Raw genomic sequence first — 15,920 nt, 5'->3', positions numbered from 1 at the left:
CAGGCAGCGATTCCCGCATTAATCCTGCGCCAGAGCTTTCAGCTTATCGCGAAAGCCGGTGACGGATATAGCGCGGTTATCGGCGCGCCAGCGATCTTTAGCCGCAGGGGCGGAGCTTTGTACGCCAATAAGCTGCCATCCGCTATCCGTGTGCAATAAGAGCGGCGAGCCGCTGTCGCCAGGTAACGTGTCGCACTGGTGTGAGAGTACGGCATTCTGCGCCCAGCCGGTCACGACGCAATCCTGATGGGAATAGAGCGCATTCAGATGATCTTCCGGATAACCGGACTGCGTGACTTTTCGGTCTGCGGCTTTCAACGCCGCAGTGAGCGCCGCTTTATCGCCGGTAAATAAAGGCACTGGCGTGATACCGGAAGGTGGGTAGCGCAATATTACCAGACCAAAATCCCAGCTTGCCGCGGCAGGCGGCACAATCCAGCCATCGCCATCCGCTTTCAGGCGTCGGCCCAGCGACGGTTCAACGCGGCCTTCAATGCCGTGGATTTCATAGCGCCATACTCCTTTTCGCGCCACAAAACGCAGCGCAACCGCCTTGTCTGGTTTTCCTTTCGGTGGCGTTAGCAGGCAGTGACCTGCTGTCAGGGCGATATGCGGGGAGATAAGCGTTGCCGTACACAAATTACCGCTGGCGGTCTCTAGTTGCCCGATGGCATCCCACGGCGATTGGGTAGGATCGGCGACGGGCACCCGATCATCATGGTTAAAAAAAAGCGTTTTGACGTCGCTGGCATCCGTGGCGTCTGTTTCAGCCCCCCTGGCTTTCGCCATAACCGGTAAAAAACACACTATGCCCAGTAATACAGCAATGGTTTTATGCATATCACACTCTGGTGGGTAATTATGATTATTAACAACAAACCCTCAGTACTACTATAGACGTGACGGTAAGAAAGTGGGAGTAAAATCAGATAACTACACTCAGGAAAGATAGAAATGCGTGGCAATAACGGCGCATAAAATAAGCACGATAAGAATGAGCTCAAAGCGGTAGCGAGACACTTTTTTGCCCTCCCGGAAGGCGGCGCTAAACCAGAACAATTTAGCGCCGTAAAAACGGGCGCGGGGGCGCGCCGCAGCATGTTACGACTTACGCAGCCGGTTGAGTAGTTGGTTTTGACGTGGTTTTGGCTGGCGCTTTACCACCTTTTTTCTGGTGCTTTTTAGCCGCCTGCGCTTTTTGCTCAACGGTTTTTTTATGCTGTTTTTTGTGGTGCTGGGTGGTCTGGGTTGTTTTGGCAGGCGCTGCGGTTTTCGCAGGCGTTGCAGTCTCAGCCGCGAATGCTGCGGAAGAGAGACCCATTGCAGCGGCAACAACCAGAGCTAATACTTTTTTCATTTTGATACCCTCGATTTGGTTTTCATTCAACCCCACTGCGGGGCCGGTGAAATGACTATATCGCTGTTATCAAAAGGCTTCCGTGAGTGATTGGTTTCGGCATGTAACGTTATGTACAATCCCCCGGTAACGCGATGTAAGCTCCCACCATAATAGGTAGCTTTACGTTACCGGCCGTTATTTTTGGCCGCAGAGTCGGTAATATCCGCCCTCCAGAATAACAAGCACACCGTATATGAATCCGATAATCTGGGTGGTATTTACGCTTCTGGCGCTGGATGCAATTAGAGAAGTTATGGGCGTATCAAGCCTGACAGGTCTATGGTGAACAGTGAGTCGTGGCGTGAAACCAGCCCGGCGATAGCGCACGTTGCTATCGCCGGATTATTTCTTTTCAGGCGTGAAGACGATGATGTAACCGCGTCCCGACCAGGATGGCCAGCACCAGCATTAGCGCGATAAAACCACCTACGCCGTTCCAGCCGTAACTATGCCAGAATACGCCGCCTAGCGTCCCGGCGATACTGGACCCCAGATAATAGCTGAAAAGATAAAGTGACGAGGCCTGTCCCTTCGCCCGGCGCGCACGCGGGCCAATCCAACTACTGGCCACGGAGTGCGCGGCGAAAAAGCCGGCGGAAAAAAGCAGCATCCCGGCAAAAATCAGCCAAAGCGAGGTAAAAAGCGTCAGTAAAAGCCCACCCAGCATTACTGCGGTAGAGAACAGCATCACTGGCCCCCGGCCATAGCGTGAGGTCATTGCGCCAGCTTTCGGCGAACTCCATGTGCCGGTGAGATAGGCTACGGATAACAGTCCGACCACGGCCTGGCTTAATTCCCAGGGGGAGAGCATCAGGCGATAGCCAATGTAGTTAAACAGGGTGACGAACGCGCCCATCAGTAAAAAGCCTTCCGCAAACAGCAGAGGTAACCCTCGATCGCGCCAGTGGAGACGAAAATTAATAAATAGCGTTTTAGGCCGTAGCGACGTGGGACGGAAATGTTGCGAGGCGGGTAAAATCTTCCAGAACATCAGCGCGGACGCCAGCGCAAAGCATCCGATGGCCGCCAGCGCGATGCGCCAGTTAAAAAAGTCGGTCATGACGCCGCTTAATAAACGCCCGCTCATCCCGCCGATGGAATTACCGCTAATATAAAGCCCCATAGAGAAAGCGACAAAGCTGGGATGGATTTCTTCGCTCAGGTAGGTCATTCCCACCGCGGCGACGCCGCTTAACGACAGACCGATCAGCGCGCGCATAATCAGAATACCATGCCAGCTGGTCATCATGGTTGATAACAATGTGCAGCAGGAGGCTAATAACAAGGCGGTGACCATCACCGGTTTACGGCCTATCGCATCAGAAAGCGGGCCGGTAAAAAGTAAGCCGATAGCCAGCATGGCGGTAGAAATAGAAAGTGAAACGCTGCTGCTGGCGGGGGAGACGCCAAACTCCTGGGAAAGTACCGGTAGTATAGGCTGAACGCAATAAAGGAGCGCGAAAGTCGCCAGGCCCGCGGAAAAAAGGGCCAGCGTGACGCGCATGAAAGGCGCTGTACCGCGTTTAATAAATTGAACCGGCTGAGAATGGCGTTGTTCATCGATATCGCTCGCCGTGGCGTCATCGAGAATAGTTGTACGACTCACGTTAAATCCTTGCTTTACATCTCCGTCAACAGGAGACGGGTATAACCGACATGTAAAGCATAGAAAAAGCAAAATATTCTGTCTAATATATTAATTGTCTCAAATAAGACGTTAAAAATATGAATATCGAATTACGTCATTTACGTTACTTTGTGGCGGTAGCAGAAGAGCTGCATTTTGGTCGCGCCGCCGCGCGCCTCAATATCTCGCAGCCGCCGCTGAGTCAGCAGATACAAATTCTGGAGCAGCAGGTCGGCGCGCGATTACTGGCGCGGACTAACCGCAGCGTAGCGTTAACCGCCGCCGGGCGACAGTTTCTGGTGGATAGCCGACACATCCTGAGTCTGGTAAACGACGCCGCCGCTCGCGCCGAGCGGTTGCATCAGGGCGAAGCGGGTGAAATCCGTATTGGCTTTACGTCTTCAGCGCCTTTTATTCGGGCGGTATCGCATACCTTTTCGCTGTTCCGCCAGTCCTATCCGGGGGTGCATATGCAAACGCGTGAAATGAATACGCGTGAGCAAATCGCGCCGCTCAACGAAGGCGTACTGGATATTGGCTTACTGCGGAATACGCCGTTGCCCGACACACTTAATCGCGAGGTGATTTTGCATGAGCCGCTTATGGCCATGATCCCGCGCGAACATCGGCTGGCGCAAAAGCCGGTCGTCAGTCTGACAGAACTGGCGGAAGAACCTTTCGTCTTTTTCGATCCACATGTCGGGACGGGCCTCTACGACGATATTCTCGGCTTGATGCGGCGCTATAACCTGTCGCCGACCATCACGCAGGAGGTTGGCGAGGCAATGACCATTATCGGTCTGGTGGCGGCGGGACTGGGTGTCTCGATTCTGCCGGCATCCTTTAAGCGTGTACAGATGAGCGAGATGCGCTGGGTTCCCCTGGCGGAAGAGGACGCCGTATCTGAAATGTGGCTGGTATGGCCGAAGCATCATGAACAGAGTCATGCCGTACAGCGGTTTTGCCAACTGCTATTACTGGCTGCCCGACGGGATTAATTACGCTTAAAAAGGGTGAAAATGTGCAGTTAATCACACGGCTAAGCAAAAAGTTGACGGCGAGTATTGAAGTGTTTCACCATAGCACACAGATTATTTCGGAGCGCGAAAATAAAGGGAGTGAGCGGTGGTTGCTGATAGTCAGCCTGGGCATATCGATCAAATTAAGCAGACCAATGCTGGCGCAGTGTATCGCCTGATTGATCAGCTCGGACCGGTATCGCGAATTGACCTGTCTCGTCTGGCGCAGTTGGCGCCTGCCAGTATTACGAAAATTGTTCGCGAAATGCTGGAAGCGCATTTGGTTCAGGAGCTTGAAATTAAAGAGGCGGGCAGTCGTGGACGTCCCGCCGTCGGGCTGATGGTGGAAACGGAAGCCTGGCACTATTTATCTATTCGTATTAGCCGTGGCGAAATTTTCCTTGCACTGCGCGATCTTAGCAGCAAACTGGTGGTAGAAGAGTGTCTGGCGCTGCCGTTAAACGAAGCTACGCCGTTGCTTGAGCGAATTATTACGCACGTTGATCGGTTTTTTACCCGCCATCAGCAGAAACTGGAGCGTCTGACCTCCATTGCCATTACGTTACCGGGCATTATCGATACCGAAAACGGCGTTGTGCACCGGATGCCGTATTACGAAGATGTCAAAGAGATGCCTTTGGGAGATGCGCTGGAGCGGCACACCGGCGTACCGGTTTACATTCAGCATGATATTAGCGCCTGGACGATGGCAGAGGCGCTTTTTGGCGCCTCACGCGGCGCGCGCGACGTTATCCAGGTGGTGATTGATCATAATGTGGGGGCGGGCGTTATCACCGACGGTCATTTGCTTCATGCGGGTAGTAGCAGTCTGGTAGAGATTGGGCATACCCAGGTCGATCCTTATGGTAAGCGCTGTTATTGCGGTAATCATGGCTGTCTGGAGACCATCGCCAGCGTCGATAGCGTGCTGGAACTTACGCAGCTTCGGCTTAATCAGTCAATGAGTTCAATGTTGCACGGCCAGCCGTTAACGGTAGATTCACTGTGTCAGGCGGCGATGCAGGGAGATCTATTAGCAAAAGATATTATTAGCGGCGTTGGCGCGCATGTCGGACGCATTCTGGCTATCATGGTGAATTTATTTAATCCGCAAAAAATTCTTATTGGTTCGCCGCTAAGTAAAGCGGCTGATATCCTTTTTCCGGCCATTGCTGACAGTATCCGTCAGCAGGCGCTGCCCGCCTACAGTAGGAATACGGTAGTGGAAAGCACGCAGTTTACCAACCAGGGCACGATGGCCGGGGCGGCGTTGGTAAAAGACGCGATGTATAACGGCTCTTTGTTGATTCGTCTATTACAGGGTTAACATTTTTTAACTGTTGTACAAAAATTTGCGCTAACTCAAGCTGATTGCCCTTGCCATATCTTAGACTTTCTCCACTGTATTATTTTCCTGGCTTATATTTTCGAAGCATAACGGTGGAGTTAGTGATGCTGAAGCGTTTCTTTATTACAGGTACAGACACTTCTGTTGGGAAGACGGTGGTTTCCCGCGCATTACTACAAGCGTTAGCGTCGGGTGGTAAGAGCGTTGCAGGGTATAAACCTGTCGCTAAAGGGAGCAAAGAGACTCCAGAAGGGATGCGCAACAAAGACGCGCTGGTATTGCAAAGCGTCTCTTCGCTGGAGTTGCCGTATGAGGCGATTAATCCGATCGCGTTAAGCGAAGAAGAAAGCAGCGTCGCGCATAGCTGTCCTATAAATTACACCTTGCTGTCCAACGGTCTGGCGAGCCTGAGCGATAAAGTGGACCACGTGGTTGTGGAGGGTACTGGCGGCTGGCGTAGTTTGATGAATGATTTACGTCCATTGTCTGAATGGGTGGTACAGGAACAGTTACCGGTATTGATGGTGGTAGGGATTCAGGAGGGGTGCATTAATCATGCGCTACTGACTGCGCAAGCTGTCGCTAATGATGGACTGCCCTTAATTGGCTGGGTGGCGAATCGTATCAATCCTGGCCTGGCGCATTATGCTGAAATTATTGATGTGCTTGGGAAAAAACTGCCAGCGCCGCTGATTGGCGAGTTACCGTACCTGCCGCGCGCCGAGCAGCGTGAGCTGGGGCAGTATATTCGTTTGTCAATGCTCGGCAGCGTGCTGGCGGTAGATAGAATCATGGCGTAACGTTCGCGAGAGCACTGACGCGACTACACAGGCAATCAGCAGACCGGGGAGTAACTGATACTCGCCGGTCATTTCACAAATCATCAGGGTGGACATTATCGGCGCATGGGTTGTCGCCGCCAGTAGCGTCGCCATACCCGCCAGCCCCAATAAAATCGCTATTTCATCCGAGCCTGGCAGCCAGAATCCCCATATCCGACCCAGAAACATTCCAATGGATAATCCGACAAATAATGTTGGCGTAAAGACGCCGCCCGGCGCGCCAGACCCGCTGCTGGCGAGCACCGCCAGGATTTTGCACGCAAAAATTCCGCCAATCAGCGAGAATAGCGGCGGGGAAAGCAAAAATGATTGTACGACGCTATAGCCGTTTCCCCATACCGTGGGCGTGAGTAACGACAGTAATCCGACAATAAGCCCGCCCAACGCCAGTTGCCAGGGCGGGGACAGTTTTAAACGTAAGAAACTATTATGGCTGGCCGTCATCAGCCACATCAGCAATGGGCTGCACAGACCGGCGACCAGGCCGGTACTGACTATCATGACGTACTCCCGCGCGTGGAGATCAACGGTCAGATGTACGGTATAGAGTAGTGAATCGCTACCGTTTAATAGATGGGTGGTTAGCAGGGCGACGACGGCGGAAACGACAACCGGGCCGAGGGAAGCCAGCATTAAGGTACCGAACAGGATTTCCGCGATAAACAGGCTGCCCGCCAGCGGCGCATGGTAAGCGCCCGCCATGCCCGCAGCGGCGCCGCTGGCGATCCATAATTTCCATTCCTCACGCGGCGTGAAGCGTCGGGCAAAGCTGGATGCCGCCAGCGCGGCGAGGAGGATCATTGCGCCTTCGCGACCAATTGCGCTGCCGCTGACCACGACCAGCAGCGAGGCCAGCGATTTCACCAGACTGGCGCCAACGTCAAATTGCCCGTCGGTTTGCAATGCTTCCATATAGTCAGTGGGCGCATGGGGGCGCTGTTGGTTCATTTTTTGCCACCCCCACAGCAACAGACCAGCGGCCAGGCCGCCAAGCGCCGGCGTAATCAGCCGTCGCCAGGGCGAAAGCCCCTCAGCCGCATTCACCAGACTGCCGGTGTCATTACTCAGGAAAATCCACTCCAGCAATTGCATCGCATGACGGAAGGCGGCGACAGCCAGCGCCGCGAGAATACCGATGAGCGTAGCGATCAGCAGGCGACGAAACATCGCGCGCAGATCCGGGTAAGCGTGTAAACGATGCATGAGCGGGTAAACAGGGAGTTTCAGGATAGCCTATTCTGCGGGGAAATGGCGTCAGACGCAAAAGCACTATGTGCGATATAATATTGCGTACAATAATGATATTGCCGGATAGCGAGAGGCCATCCGGCGGCAGCGTTAGCTGTTTTCGTGAATATTTAACGCCCGACGCGTGCGGCCTGAGCTGAGATAATCGGCGATGTAATCCTGAGAGATTTCACCGTTATAGCGTCCGTCTTCATCAACGATCGGCATCCAGCTAGTATTACTTTCGTACAATCTGGACAGCACAATACGCAGGTTATCTTCCGCTTTGCCCGTAATACGGAAAGGATGGGTGATATCGGCGCAGGTTCCGCTGGCGTTCCGCGCTTCCCGGCGCTTCACAAATCCCAGTGGCTTACCGTCGTTGTCAATGACGGTAATGGCGCGAATATCGTGATCATCCATAATGCCGAACGCCTCGCTTAGCGGCGTGGAAGGCCGCGCGGTAATGGTTGGCTGTTGGTCGGTCACATCGCCTGCGGAGACCAGTAGCAAACGCTTTAACGTTCTGTCCTGACCGACAAACGACCCGACAAACTCGTTAGCCGGTTTGGCCAGCAGTTCATCAGGACTGGCGCACTGTACAATTCGCCCCTGACGGAACACGGCGATACGGTCGCCGAGTTTTAGCGCTTCGTCGATATCATGGCTGACCAGCATCACGGTCTTTTTTAGCTTACGCTGCATATCCAGAAACTGGTTCTGGATCACTTCGCGGTTAATGGGGTCCACCGCGCCGAAGGGCTCATCCATCAGCAGTACCGGCGGATCGGCGGCCAGAGCGCGGATCACGCCAATACGCTGTTGCTGTCCCCCGGACATCTCCTTTGGATAGCGATGCAGAAATTTTCTGGCATCCAGCGCCACCATGTCCATCAACTCTTCGGCGCGTTGCTTGCAGCGCGCTTTGTCCCAACCCAACATGCGCGGCACAACGGTAATATTTTCTTCAATCGTCATATTAGGAAACAGGCCGATCTGCTGGATAACATACCCAATATTGCGGCGTAGCGTTACCGTATCCATATCGTTGGTATTCTCGCCGTTGATAAGAATATTACCGCTGCTGGGCGCGATCAGCCGGTTGATCATCTTTAACGTGGTGGTTTTGCCGCAGCCGGAGGGACCGAGCAAGACGCACATTTCGCCTTCCGGCACGTTCAGGTTGACGTTGTCGACGGCTTTTAGCGGCTGACCCTTTTTCTGTACAAATTGTTTGGTGAGATTTTCCAGTTTTATCATTATCGTATCCCCTTAGGTGTCAGTACGACCTGCAGACGATGCAACAGCCAGTCAAGTACAATTGCCAGTAGACAGATCATCAGCGCGCCGGCAATTAACATGCGAATATCGCTGCCGCTAATGCCGTTTAACAGTAGCAGTCCCAGACCGCCGGCGCCGATCACCGCGGCAATCGCCATTACGCCGATATTCATCACTACCGCGGTGCGGATACCCCCGAAAATAACCGGTAGGGCCATTGGGATTTCGACCCAGCGCAGCCGTTGCCAGAAAGTCATACCGATGCCGCGTCCCGCTTCACGCAGACCGGGCGGCAAACTATCAAGCGCAGTATGGGTATTACGGACAATCGGCAGTAAAGAGTAGAGAAAAACGGCCGTCACGGCGGGCAGAACGCCAATACCATGTCCGATCAGCGAAAAGAGCGGGATCATTAATCCAAACAGCGCGATAGACGGAATGGTAAGAAGTAGCGTGGCGGCGCCCAGTACCGGCGTTGCCAGCCATTTGTGGCGTACAATCAAAACGCCTAACGGTACGCCGATGATAATCGCCAGACCGACGGCCAGCGCGACCAGCCAGAGATGCTGAAAGGTAAGGCTGGCGAGATAGCCTGCGTTATCCAGCATATAATGTATCGTATCCATAGGCGCTCCTTACAGCAGACCTTTGTCCTGCAAAAATTGATGGGCTACCTGTTGCGGCGTGCGATGTTCGATATCGACCTGGGCGTTTAGGGTCGATATCACATCGTTATTGAGCAGGCCGGAAAGGGTGTTTAAGGCGTCATCAAGGCCAGGATTGGCTTCCAGCACCTCTTTACGCACCACTGGCGTGACAGCGTAACTTGGGAAGAAGCCTTTATCGTCTTCCAGCACTTTCAGATCAAACCCTTTCACCCGTCCGTCGGTGGTATAGACCAGCCCGGCGTCAACCAGCCCATCCCGAACGGCGTTATAGACCAGACCTGGGTCCATCTGTCGTATTTGCGGGCGATCAAGCTGCATCTGGTAGGCTTGCTGAAGGGGCTTCATCCCGTCGCTGCGCCCGGCAAATTCCAGATCGAGACCGAGCATCCAGTTGTGGTCAGGATCGTTCTGCCGGACTTGTTCGATTTTTGCCACCATTTGCGAGATGGTGGTGATATTTTCCGACTCGGCGCGTTTGCGCTGCATCGCGAACGCGTAAGTATTGTTCATGTCAGCCGGTTTGAGCCATACCAGGCCCAGCTTCGCATCCAGGCGTTTTACCGTGTCGTAGGTTTCCTGTGGACTCATGCGCTTATCGATACGGTTGAAAATAATCAGCGATGTACCGGTGTATTCCCAGGTAATATCAATTTGTTTATTCACCATCGCATTACGTGAAATCACCGCGGCGATATTGGTTTGCGGCTGAACCTGAAAGCCTTTTTTCTGCAAATACTGAACGGTCATAGCGGAAAGAATATGCTGCTCGGTAAAGCTTTTGGTGGCGAGAACCAGCGGCGCGGCCTGCGTCTGGCTACTGAACAACAGCGTTGCGGCAAGCCATCCCAACAGGTGTTTTTTGAATCTCATTTAACGCTCCTTATTGTTATTTATGCGTTCAGACGGTATGAGGGCTAAGGCGTCGCCCAAACCAGGCAAGCAGAGTGTCAAGAATCAGCGCGAATAACGCCGTGGCCGTTGCGCCGAGGATCAACGTCGGAAAATCGTTGAGATAAATTCCCGGGAAAATCAGCTCGCCGTAGCTGCTGGCGCCAATCAGAAAGGCCAGCGGCGCGGTGCCGACATTGATGGCGGTCGCGATGCGAATACCGGACAGCATCACTGGCCACGCATTAGGTAGCTCTACCTGGCGAAGCCGCTGCCATTTTGTCATCCCAATCCCGTTCGCCGCTTCAATCAGTGAGGCGGGAACGGAACAGAGGCCCGCATAGGTATTGCGGACGATAGGCAGAAGAGAAGCCAGAAATAGCGCGACAATGGCGGGCGTATCGCCGATCCCGATAATCACCATCGCTAAGGCCAGGACGGCCAGTGGCGGCAAGGTATTACCAACATTAAAGATTTGCATGACATATTCAGCAAATCCTTTTGCCGCAGGTCGGCTGAGTAAAATCCCGCTCGGGATACCGACCAGTAAAGCAAAAAACATGGACGTAAAGACCAGCATCAAATGCCGTTGTCCGAGATACAGCAGATCGACCTGACGCGCTTTCAGCGTCTCCAGACCGATTCCCCAGATAAACAGCGCCAGTAACAGCAAAATGACGATAGTGAACCCAAGTACACGTTTTAGGGTGAGGGTGTGCATTGCGGTGTGTCTCCCTGTTTGCATGTGTTATGGCGACGTTAAGAGTCGCGTGTTGTTATGCCATGTTCCGGCAGGGTGCTTTGAGCTATAGCAACAGGTTGGGAAGGATTCCAGCGGAGCGTGATGTTTAACACTGTTAAACATCTATTAACAATTATGTTTTGCCCTTATGCGGCTTAGGGTGAACATTCACGATAAAGAATTATCTTAAAAATAGAAGCGTTGTGTGACGTTGTCACTTTTGGTAGATAAAAATAGGCCGCAATGGGAGAAAAGGCAGGTAAAATCCTGCCTTTTGTGGGGATTAACGGAATAACGGTTTTACAGCGACGGGAATAATGAGTTGAGCTTGCCATTGCGCCAGCGTCAGACGCGCCAGTTGCCCCAACGCCTGATAAAACGGATGCCCGGCATGATCGATAAATACGTCCAGAAAGCGGGACGACCACGGAAACAGATGCCAGGCCAGGAGTTGTTCGCATTCATGATGACGATCATTCTCGGCAAGCCAGGCCGCCAGCAGCAACAGCGACCCAAAATGATCTTCTGGCTCGTTTTGCTGCATTTCAAACTGAATTCCGTTTTCGCGCATCCACTGACGTAGCGCCAGCGTAGAATCGCCAAATAATACGCTCTCACGATCCAGCCAGACGGAACCCCACGGCGGAGACGGCAGAGCGTAAGGGCCGATAAACAGACGCTGCCAGGCCTGTGGCAACGACTCTTCGCTGTGGGTCTTAAACATAGCCGCCACAGGCGCAAGCGCCTCGGCATCAAGCGGCCACTGCGCCTGCCAGTCGTCGTTTAATAGCGCCTGGACCAGAAGAGCGGTTTCGTGGCTTTCCGGCGAATAATAAAACAACGCGCCGAGAACACGCGCCGTTACTGCAAAATCATCACGTTGTAAAAAAGTGGTCATTCAAACAATCCCGAAAGGTGCGGGTCGCCCCGCACGCATAAATTAACCTGCGACGGCCATACCTACGGTCATATGCAGGCCATAAAAAAGTCCGCGGCCAATAATTTCGCCTGCCAGCACCAGCACGACACCGAGCAGCAAACCAACGGTATGCGGTTCGCGGCGACGGATTAGCGGACATAGCCAGCAGCCTAATCCGGCAGCAAGCAAGACAATGCGCCAGACCTGTAGCATACCGTAATCCGGTGCGAGATGGCTGGCCTGTTGCACGGAACTGTGAATGGTTGAGAGAGACAGTCCTTGTAGTACGATGACCGTCACGCACACCACCAATGCCAGGCCGCTAATACTGGCAAACGTCACGCTGCAAAATGGGACGCGCGCGATGCGTAGCAGTAACGCCGCAAACACCGGGCCGCACAGGAATGCCGTGAGGAAAAAGGCCAGCGTGGTGTAGCCATTATACCAGGTTGGCACGGTATCTATCTGATAAACGAGCGTCATTGCCCAGATGAATGCAACGCCGAGCGCCATACTGATCAGCAGCCACACTTTACCCAGCACCGGGGGCATTTTACCGAGTACCGCCACCAGCCACCAGATGCCGCCTACGGCAAAGAACACCGATCCTGCGGCGATTTCATTACTCAGTGCGGAAGCGCCTACGCGGTTAAGCGAGTTAAACGCGCGCATCGGCGAGCCGAGATGCATAATCGACGCGAGGAATCCCAGTCCCATCACCAGCCACAGAAAAAACATGCTACGCACGATGCGCTGACGGGCGATGGTATCGTCTTTTGCCGTCAGCCAGCCCAGTCCGCTAACGATTAACGCGCCGACCACGCACTGACCAAAGACCGTGAAGATCATCAACGGCCATTCATGCCATCCACTTCCCATCTTATACCTCCTTCGGATTGGCCAGATAACCGGTAGTGTCCCCGGTCGGGCGGCTGTTGGCGTTGGGTTTAATCACAATATTCGGCTTCGTGAAATGCGCGCGCGGCAGCGGCGCGACGGCAGCCAGCTCACCGTGTTTTTTACGCAGCTCGTCTATCGGGCCGAAATCCAGCGCCCGTAACGGGCAGGATTCCACGCAGATAGGCTTTTTGCCGTCGGCGACGCGATCATGACAGCCATCGCACTTAGTCATATGACCTTTGGCGGCGTTGTACTGCGGCGCGCCGTACGGGCAGGCCATGTGGCAGTAGCGACAGCCGATACAGACGTCTTCATCCACCACCACAAAACCGTCATCGCGCTTGTGCATCGCGCCGCTCGGGCAGACTTTGGTACAGGCCGGGTCTTCGCAGTGGTTACAGGAGATGGAGAGATAGTAGGCAAAGACGTTCTGGTGCCAGACGCCGTTATCTTCCTGCCAGTCGCCACCTGCGTATTCATATATCCGCCGGAAACTGACGTCGGGAGTGAGATCTTTGTAGTCCTTGCAGGCCAGTTCGCAGGTTTTGCAACCGGTGCAACGACTGGAATCAATAAAAAATCCATACTGGGTTGTCATCGGTTACTCCTTACGCCTTTTCAACCTGAACAAGATTACTGTGTGACGGATTACCTTTCGCCAGTGGGGAAGGCCGGTGCGACGTCAGAATGTTAATGGAGCCGCCGCGATCGACTTTGTCGCCAAACATGTCGGCATTTAACCAGGCGCCCTGGCCGATAGCGGTGACGCCAGGCAATATGCGCGGCGTGACTTTTGCCGGAATGAGCATCTCTCCATTCTGGTTAAAGACCCGCACGGTGTCGCCGTGCTGAATGCCGCGCGCTTGCGCATCAATCGGGTTGATCCAGATCTCCTGCGGACACGCCTGTTGCAGGACGTCGATATTGCCGTAGCTGGAGTGGGTACGCGCTTTATAGTGGAAGCCGGTTAGCTGTAGCGGGTAGCGCTGACGAAGCGGATCGTCCCAACCGTCAAAGCCTGGCGTATAGGCGGGTAAAGGATGGATAATCTCATCTTTCTTCAGTTCCCACGTGTTGGCGAGGGTTGCCAGACGCTCGGAATAGATTTCGATTTTACCGGACGGCGTTTTCAGTGGGTTGGCGGCAGGGTCTTCGCGGAAGGCGCGGAAAGCGACGTAGTGCTCCTCCGGGCATTTTTTCTTGAAAATTCCTGTCTGTTTCATCTCTTCGTAATCCGGCATTTCCGGGTTACGCGCTTTGGTTTTTGCGTGCAGGTATTTGACCCACTCATGCTGCGTGCGGCCTTCTGTGAAGGTCTGGTATACGTCCGGACCAAGCCGTTTAGCCACTTCACTGAGCATCCAGTAAATGGGCTTTCTTTCAAATTTCGGCGAGGTGGCGGGCTGTCCAAGAATGACATAGCCCATATTGCCTGCGGATTCGTGGGAAATCAGATCTTCCTGCTCGGTCGGCATTAAATCAGGCAGCAGAATGTCGCAATATTTTGCCGACGCGGTCATAAAGTGCTCGATACCGACGATCATTTCACATTTACTGTCGTCCTGAAGCACCTCGTGGGTGTGGGCGATATCGCCATGCTGATTGATCAGCGTATTACTGGCGTAGCACCACAAAAATTTGATCGGCACGTCGAGCTTGTCTTTTCCCCGCACGCCGTCGCGTGTGGCGGTCATTTCCGCGCCATGATCGATAGCGTCGGTCCAGGTAAAGACCGAAATCTGGGTTTTTACCGGGTTCTCCAGCATAGAAAACCATTCGACGCCCAGATCCCAGGTGCCTTCGCGCACGCCGGAATTTCCGCCATTTATGCCGACGTTACCGGTGAGTACAGACAGCATGGCGATTGCGCGTGCGGTCTGCTCCCCGTTAGAGTGGCGTTGCGGTCCCCAGCCCTGGCAAATGTAAGCCGGTTTCGCCGAGCCGATTTCCCGCGCCAGTTGAATGATTTTTTCCGCCGGAATACTGGTAATCTGCGCGGCCCATTGCGGCGTTTTAGCAATACCGTCGTCGCCCTGACCCAAAATATAGGCTTTATAGTGCGAGTTACGCGGGGCCGAGGCGGGCAGAGTGGTTTCGTCGTAGCCGATGCAGTATTTATCCAAAAACGGTTTATCAATAAGATCTTCGGTAATCAGCACCCAGCCGATTGCCGCCGCCAGCGCGCCATCGGTACCTGGGCGAATCGGCAGCCACTCGTCTTCGCGGCCGGCGGCAGTGTCGTTATAACGCGGGTCAATCACGATCATCCTGGCGTTGGAGCGCTCGCGCGCCTGTTCGACATAGTATGTCACGCCGCCGCCGCTCATACGTGTTTCCGCGGGGTTATTGCCAAACATCACCACCAGTTTTGTATTGGCGATATCATCCGGACTGTTGCCGTCGTTGCCGCCGAACATATAGCTCATGGCCGCGCTGATTTGGGCGGTGCTGTAGCTACCGTAACGGCTGAGATAGCCGCCGCAGGCGTTCATCAGGCGATACGGTACGTTAGAATTGGTAATATTGCCGCCGTCCACGCCGGTACCGTAAAGGACATGTACCGCTTCGTTGCCGTAGTCCTTGAGGATACGTTTCAGGTTATCGCCGATGGTATCCAACGCTTCATCCCAACTGATACGTTCGAATTTGCCTTCTCCTCGTTTACCAACGCGTTTCATCGGATATTTCAGGCGATCGGGATGATTCATCCGGCGACGAATAGAACGGCCGCGCAGGCAGGCGCGTACCTGATGGTTGCCATATTCATCGTTGCCCGTGGTATCTGATTCAACCCAATATACGGTGTCATCTTTTACGTGTAGGCGCAGCAGGCAGCGGCTGCCGCAGTTAACGGTACATGAACTCCAGACCGCTTTTTCTGCCACATTGCCGGATGCGAGGTCTGCTGCGGCGTGTGCGATGCGGGAGAACGGAAGGGTGAAAGCGCTACTGGCAAGCGCAAGGCTACCGATAGCGGAGGTTTTCACCAGGCTTCGTCGGCTGATACTGGCCGCCATTAATGCCTCAGGGTTGGTGATTTTCATAACAGCTCACTATGCT

General features: G+C 53.9%; 16 protein-coding genes. 4 read left to right on the top strand and 12 right to left on the bottom strand.

Annotation, left to right across the window (positions count from 1 at the left end; translation table 11 throughout):
- Nucleotides 1–18: 18 nt before the first annotated feature.
- Together J4617_RS03915 and asr are read right to left on the bottom strand one after the other, a co-directional pair.
- Complete coding sequence (locus J4617_RS03915) at nt 19–840, bottom strand: serine protease (protein ID WP_000549649.1); 822 nt, start codon at nt 838–840, stop codon at nt 19–21.
- A gap of 268 nt (nt 841–1,108) precedes the next feature.
- Nucleotides 1,109–1,357: an acid resistance repetitive basic protein Asr gene (gene asr / locus J4617_RS03910; RefSeq protein ID WP_000756314.1), complete on the bottom strand. Its 249-nt coding sequence runs from the start codon at nt 1,355–1,357 to the stop codon at nt 1,109–1,111.
- Nucleotides 1,358–1,592: 235 nt separating this feature from the next.
- On the opposite strand from asr, the gene J4617_RS22910 reads away from it, so the two are divergent.
- Complete coding sequence (locus tag J4617_RS22910) at nt 1,593–1,685, top strand: hypothetical protein (RefSeq protein WP_001068154.1); 93 nt, start codon at nt 1,593–1,595, stop codon at nt 1,683–1,685.
- A gap of 66 nt (nt 1,686–1,751) precedes the next feature.
- On the opposite strand, the gene J4617_RS03905 is transcribed toward J4617_RS22910, so the two are convergent.
- Nucleotides 1,752–3,005, bottom strand: coding sequence for an MFS transporter (locus J4617_RS03905; protein WP_000091796.1), 1,254 nt, complete (start codon nt 3,003–3,005; stop codon nt 1,752–1,754).
- 119 nt (nt 3,006–3,124) lie between these two features.
- Between J4617_RS03905 and J4617_RS03900 the strand changes: the two genes are divergently transcribed.
- The 3 genes from J4617_RS03900 (at nt 3,125) to bioD (ending at nt 6,193) form a co-directional block, all read left to right on the top strand.
- Nucleotides 3,125–4,024: a LysR family transcriptional regulator gene (locus J4617_RS03900; RefSeq protein WP_001019577.1), complete on the top strand. Its 900-nt coding sequence runs from the start codon at nt 3,125–3,127 to the stop codon at nt 4,022–4,024.
- 127 nt (nt 4,025–4,151) lie between these two features.
- Nucleotides 4,152–5,372 carry a sugar metabolism global transcriptional regulator Mlc gene (gene mlc / locus J4617_RS03895; RefSeq protein ID WP_000225087.1) on the top strand — a complete coding sequence of 407 codons (1,221 nt, stop codon included), beginning with the start codon at nt 4,152–4,154 and terminating at the stop codon, nt 5,370–5,372.
- Nucleotides 5,373–5,497: 125 nt separating this feature from the next.
- Nucleotides 5,498–6,193 carry a dethiobiotin synthase gene (bioD, locus tag J4617_RS03890; RefSeq protein WP_000919210.1) on the top strand — a complete coding sequence of 232 codons (696 nt, stop codon included), beginning with the start codon at nt 5,498–5,500 and terminating at the stop codon, nt 6,191–6,193.
- On the opposite strand, the gene clcB is transcribed toward bioD, so the two are convergent.
- The 9 genes from clcB to ynfF all read right to left on the bottom strand — a co-directional run bounded on the left by clcB (nt 6,149) and on the right by ynfF (nt 15,904).
- Nucleotides 6,149–7,438: a voltage-gated ClC-type chloride channel ClcB gene (gene clcB / locus J4617_RS03885; RefSeq protein ID WP_017465697.1), complete on the bottom strand. Its 1,290-nt coding sequence runs from the start codon at nt 7,436–7,438 to the stop codon at nt 6,149–6,151. The two genes, bioD and clcB, sit on opposite strands and share 45 nt — an antisense overlap.
- Nucleotides 7,439–7,573: 135 nt before the next feature.
- Nucleotides 7,574–8,722: an osmoprotectant ABC transporter ATP-binding protein OsmV gene (osmV, locus tag J4617_RS03880; protein ID WP_000593094.1), complete on the bottom strand. Its 1,149-nt coding sequence runs from the start codon at nt 8,720–8,722 to the stop codon at nt 7,574–7,576.
- On the bottom strand, nt 8,722–9,369 hold the full coding sequence (osmW, locus tag J4617_RS03875) for an osmoprotectant ABC transporter permease OsmW (protein WP_000379677.1): 648 nt from the start codon (nt 9,367–9,369) through the stop codon (nt 8,722–8,724). Before osmW ends, osmV begins: the two co-directional genes overlap by 1 nt.
- A 9-nt stretch (nt 9,370–9,378) precedes the next feature.
- Complete coding sequence (gene osmX, locus J4617_RS03870; RefSeq protein ID WP_001211193.1) at nt 9,379–10,281, bottom strand: osmoprotectant ABC transporter substrate-binding protein OsmX; 903 nt, start codon at nt 10,279–10,281, stop codon at nt 9,379–9,381.
- A 28-nt stretch (nt 10,282–10,309) separates the two neighbouring features.
- Nucleotides 10,310–11,020, bottom strand: coding sequence for an osmoprotectant ABC transporter permease OsmY (gene osmY / locus J4617_RS03865; RefSeq protein ID WP_000557304.1), 711 nt, complete (start codon nt 11,018–11,020; stop codon nt 10,310–10,312).
- A 304-nt stretch (nt 11,021–11,324) separates the two neighbouring features.
- The gene (gene dmsD, locus J4617_RS03860) at nt 11,325–11,939 is read right to left on the bottom strand and encodes a Tat proofreading chaperone DmsD (RefSeq protein WP_022544647.1); all 615 of its coding nucleotides are present in this window, start codon (nt 11,937–11,939) and stop codon (nt 11,325–11,327) included.
- Between the two features lie 42 nt (nt 11,940–11,981).
- Entirely contained in the window at nt 11,982–12,839 is an 858-nt protein-coding gene (locus J4617_RS03855) for a dimethyl sulfoxide reductase anchor subunit family protein (RefSeq protein WP_017465699.1), read from the bottom strand.
- Nucleotide 12,840: 1 nt separating this feature from the next.
- Nucleotides 12,841–13,458 (bottom strand): dimethylsulfoxide reductase iron-sulfur subunit DmsB, encoded by a 618-nt coding sequence (gene dmsB, locus J4617_RS03850; protein WP_000213055.1) that lies wholly within the window; start codon nt 13,456–13,458, stop codon nt 12,841–12,843.
- Nucleotides 13,459–13,468: 10 nt separating this feature from the next.
- Nucleotides 13,469–15,904, bottom strand: coding sequence for a selenate/tellurate reductase subunit YnfF (ynfF, locus tag J4617_RS03845; protein WP_000705289.1), 2,436 nt, complete (start codon nt 15,902–15,904; stop codon nt 13,469–13,471).
- Nucleotides 15,905–15,920: the final 16 nt, after the last annotated feature.

The sequence above is a fragment of the Salmonella sp. 32010601201800023SM genome, assembly GCF_017572235.1.
In the GTDB taxonomy this organism is placed as follows: Bacteria; Pseudomonadota; Gammaproteobacteria; order Enterobacterales; family Enterobacteriaceae; genus Salmonella; species Salmonella enterica.
The sequence above is the reverse complement of the archived record's forward strand: the minus strand, read 5'-3'. Positions and strand labels throughout refer to the sequence as shown.

Bases quoted from the DNA above. Each gene is read 5' to 3' on its own strand.
- clcB (WP_017465697.1), bottom strand. From the start codon at position 7,438: ATGCATCGTTTACACGCTTACCCGGATCTGCGCGCGATGTTTCGTCGC.
- dmsD (WP_022544647.1), bottom strand. From the start codon at position 11,939: ATGACCACTTTTTTACAACGTGATGATTTTGCAGTAACGGCGCGTGTT.
- J4617_RS03900 (WP_001019577.1), top strand. From the start codon at position 3,125: ATGAATATCGAATTACGTCATTTACGTTACTTTGTGGCGGTAGCAGAA.
- osmV (WP_000593094.1), bottom strand. From the start codon at position 8,722: ATGATAAAACTGGAAAATCTCACCAAACAATTTGTACAGAAAAAGGGT.
- J4617_RS03855 (WP_017465699.1), bottom strand. From the start codon at position 12,839: ATGGGAAGTGGATGGCATGAATGGCCGTTGATGATCTTCACGGTCTTT.
- dmsB (WP_000213055.1), bottom strand. From the start codon at position 13,458: ATGACAACCCAGTATGGATTTTTTATTGATTCCAGTCGTTGCACCGGT.
- asr (WP_000756314.1), bottom strand. From the start codon at position 1,357: ATGAAAAAAGTATTAGCTCTGGTTGTTGCCGCTGCAATGGGTCTCTCT.
- osmW (WP_000379677.1), bottom strand. From the start codon at position 9,369: ATGGATACGATACATTATATGCTGGATAACGCAGGCTATCTCGCCAGC.
- bioD (WP_000919210.1), top strand. From the start codon at position 5,498: ATGCTGAAGCGTTTCTTTATTACAGGTACAGACACTTCTGTTGGGAAG.
- J4617_RS22910 (WP_001068154.1), top strand. From the start codon at position 1,593: ATGAATCCGATAATCTGGGTGGTATTTACGCTTCTGGCGCTGGATGCA.
- osmX (WP_001211193.1), bottom strand. From the start codon at position 10,281: ATGAGATTCAAAAAACACCTGTTGGGATGGCTTGCCGCAACGCTGTTG.
- ynfF (WP_000705289.1), bottom strand. From the start codon at position 15,904: ATGAAAATCACCAACCCTGAGGCATTAATGGCGGCCAGTATCAGCCGA.
- osmY (WP_000557304.1), bottom strand. From the start codon at position 11,020: ATGCACACCCTCACCCTAAAACGTGTACTTGGGTTCACTATCGTCATT.
- J4617_RS03915 (WP_000549649.1), bottom strand. From the start codon at position 840: ATGCATAAAACCATTGCTGTATTACTGGGCATAGTGTGTTTTTTACCG.